Origin of the sequence: uncultured Actinomyces sp., from assembly GCA_900541895.1 — a bacterium.
Taxonomy (GTDB): domain Bacteria; phylum Actinomycetota; class Actinomycetes; order Actinomycetales; family Actinomycetaceae; genus Pauljensenia.
In genome coordinates this window covers 1-3,253 of the sequence record UWSI01000053.1, presented here as the reverse complement: position 1 = coordinate 3,253, position 3,253 = coordinate 1, and the positions used below count along the sequence as shown (strand labels likewise).

Sequence of the window (3,253 nt, the reverse complement as noted above, 5' to 3'; positions counted from 1 at the left end):
CGTTCGAGCGGGTCAGTCCCAGCTCGCGCGAGAGCACCGCGGGGTGGCTTGGACCGTCAAGCAGGGACATCAGGATCCGGGAGCGCGTCGGGTCGGCCATGGCCCGGCCGAGCCGGTTCATGACGTCGAGGCGCGAAGCAATAGTCAGCATGCACTGAACTATACAGTGATGGCTGACCAATAGTCCAGTTGCAGGGGCTGCCGCGCCTGAGGACCATCAGTATCCACTGATGGTCCAACCCGGTTCACCTCTGCCGATTTTCCCCCACTCGGAGGGCCTGCGTCAGCGCATCTGGTGGGGTGCGGGTGACCAGCAAAGCCAGACGATCACTGCGAATACGCAGGCGCTTGATGCATTCAGGTCCTCCGTCTCGGTTGAATCCTCGAACGCCGTCAACCTGATCAACAAGAGCGCGAATTTCCCCGTGCGCGTGCGTAACTCACTTCCCTGGCCAGTCAATGTTGAAGTGACTTTGCTTCCCAGCGACCCCCGCCTGCGCGTGACCAGCACGGGAACGGCCACGATCCCCGCGAATTCCTCCTCGAATGTGGATGTGCCAGTCACGGCAATTGGTTCGGGAGATATTCGCGTGACCTATAAGGTGTCAACGCCCAGCGGAGCTGTCCTTGATGATTCCCAGAAAGTCCTGGTGCGAATGCGCGCGGGATGGGAAGACGCAGCCACCGCGGTCATGACCGTCATTGTCGGAATTGCCTTCCTTGGCGGCATCATTCGGACCATTCGACGTCGTTTAAAGTCCTCGCAGACCGAAGAGTCTTCGCATCTTCCCGGTATGGGCGGCGTCGAAAAGGGCACAGTGAACGTTCCACTTTCCAGCGGAGGTTTTGTTCATGCAGGACGTCCCCCGCGCTACCCGGATCATCCGGAAAGCTCGGATTCACCCAAACCAGATGTAGAGGATCAGAATGAGTGAAAGCCAGGCCCGCAACGGCTCACTTCTTCGAGCCAGCGTACTGATGGCCTCGGGAACAATGGTTTCCCGAGTCCTTGGCTTCATTAAAGCCGCCATGCTCTTGGCGGCCCTGGGTTCTGCCGGTGGCGCGGTCTCCGCGGCTTTCCAAACGGCTAATACTCTTCCCAACACCATCTTCAATCTGCTGGCATCGGGCGTTTTCGATGCGGTCCTGGTTCCCCAGATCGTGCGCGCACTCAAACGCGACGAGGGTCAGGTCTACATCAACCGACTGATTACTCTGGCCGGAACGATTCTGTTCCTAGTCGCCTTCGTTTCAACTCTCTTGGCACCGGTACTCATCGTCATCATGGCACCCGGATACAGCCAAGACATTCGCTCACTTGCCGTTGCTTTCGCGTTCTTGTGTCTCCCGCAGATTTTCTTCTACGGCCTATACAACCTCTTGGGCGAGCTGCTCAATGCCCGCGGTGTCTTCGGTCCCTACATGTGGGCGCCAGTGCTTAACAACATCATTGCAATCGCGGGTCTGGTAGCTTTCCTCATTCTGTGGGGCGCCCACGAAGATTTCGCAATTTCTGACTTCACATCCCCTCAGTTCTGGCTGCTGTCGATCACAACCACTTTGGGCGTGGTCTGCCAGGCTCTGGTGCTCTTCATTCCCATGCGGCGTGCGGGAGTTTCCTTCAAGCCTGATTTTCACTTCCGTGGAACGTCTTTTGGCTCCGCCTCTAAGGTTGCGGGTTGGACTTTCGCAACCTTGGGTGTGTCTCAGGTTGGTGTTCTTTCGACGAACGCGATCGCTTCGATTGCGGATAACTACCTGAACCAGAACCCCATGCCCATCGCAGGCCTGGCGGGGTATTCGGCAGCCTTCTTGATCTTCATGCTGCCGCAGTCGGTCATCACTGTTTCTCTTGCAACCGCAATCTTTACGCGATTGAACTACGCGGTTGCCGACGACAATGACGAAGAAGTCGCCGAGCACTACCACACAGGCATTCGCCTGATCACCTCACTGACGGTTCTTGCCGCTGCGATCTTCATGGCGGGCGCTGCTCCCATGATGCAGCTGGTTGTCACGAACACCGCCCGCCCCGAACTGATTTCTTCCTACGCCTTAATCCTGGTCTCCCTCATGCCCGGTGTGGCTTCCACGGGAATCGTCTTGATGAGCCAGCGCGTCTTCTTCGCCTACGAGGACGCCAAGCCCGTCTTCCTCATGGGCATTGTTCCGACGATCTTGCAGATCATTGTCGGTTGGTCGATCTACTTCGCTACCGGCGTGCGCTGGTGGGTGATCGGCGCGGCTCTTGGCGAAACGGTCTGCCGAATCGTTCAGGGTTTGATTGCGATGCGCTGGGTCGGACAGCGCAACAGCTACGTAAATTCCTCAGAAATCACGCGCTCCTACCTCACCTATGTCGGGTGTGCGATCATCGCCGGCGGTATCGGTTTTGGCGCTCTTTGGCTCATGGGAATCTACACGACCCTGTCCTCAAAGATCCTGCGCTGGCTGCTTTCGGGTGTGAAGTTCGGCGTGGTGGCCATCATCGTCACCGTCGTGTACATGATCGCAATGCGTGTGATCAATCCTCAAGAATCTTCAACCAGTATTCGTCCCCTGCTCAAGCGTTTACACCTTCCGATCGCGGTATGTGACCTGCTTTCGGCCGCGCAGCCTACACCTGAACCGCAAAGCGTTCATAATGGTGTGGCACCGTCCCCTCAGGAGGAAACCATGGCTACCGAGGATCAGCACACTCCCCGTGAAGGAACGCCACATTGGGTTCCCCTTTCTGTTGACCTTTCGGTGCCGACCTTCGATGATGTTGTTCATCCTGACGGCGAGGGCCACCCTGCGGCATCGTCTCATTCACCCCAGCAGGACACACCTGCGAATGTCCCAACCCTTCCTCACAGCAATCGCGGTTCCCAAGGGAGCGTCCAGATGAGCCAAGCAAAGCCCGAACACCCCATCGTCCCGACCTTGCCCGCAACCGCGCGCATGTACGACGTCGACGCAACCGCGCCCGCCGGTATCCCCTTGGGCGCTGCAGCTGCCGAGGCCTCGGCTGAGACGGCCGCCGCTAAGGCTCAGCATCAGGAATCATCTTCTCGTATCCCCGCTCCGCTTCCCCACGGTTTTGCCGAGGGCGCGGTTGTCGGAGGGGCTGCAGCATCCGTTGCGGGTTCCGCCGCGGCTGCCACCCCGACTCGTTCCTCGGGTCACGGTCATTCCGAGGCCGGCGGAGGCAGTAACGGAGGCTCTGGCGGTGGCCGTGGAAACTCCGGCGACGCTCAGGGTCACGATGAAC

Annotated in this window: 3 protein-coding genes; 2 read left to right on the top strand and 1 reads right to left on the bottom strand. The window is 58.8% G+C overall.

What is annotated here, in order from left to right; all coding sequences use genetic code 11:
- On the bottom strand, window positions 1–151 hold a 151-nt coding region (locus tag QZR18_RS08235; RefSeq protein ID WP_295910897.1), incomplete at its 3' end, for an ArsR family transcriptional regulator.
- A 79-nt stretch (window positions 152–230) separates the two neighbouring features.
- On the opposite strand from QZR18_RS08235, the gene QZR18_RS08230 reads away from it, so the two are divergent.
- Both QZR18_RS08230 and murJ read left to right on the top strand, forming a co-directional pair.
- Window positions 231–935, top strand: coding sequence for a DUF6049 family protein (locus QZR18_RS08230; RefSeq protein WP_295910896.1), 705 nt, complete (start codon window positions 231–233; stop codon window positions 933–935).
- On the top strand, window positions 928–3,253 hold a 2,326-nt coding region (murJ, locus tag QZR18_RS08225; protein WP_295910895.1), incomplete at its 3' end, for a murein biosynthesis integral membrane protein MurJ. The genes QZR18_RS08230 and murJ, both read left to right, overlap by 8 nt.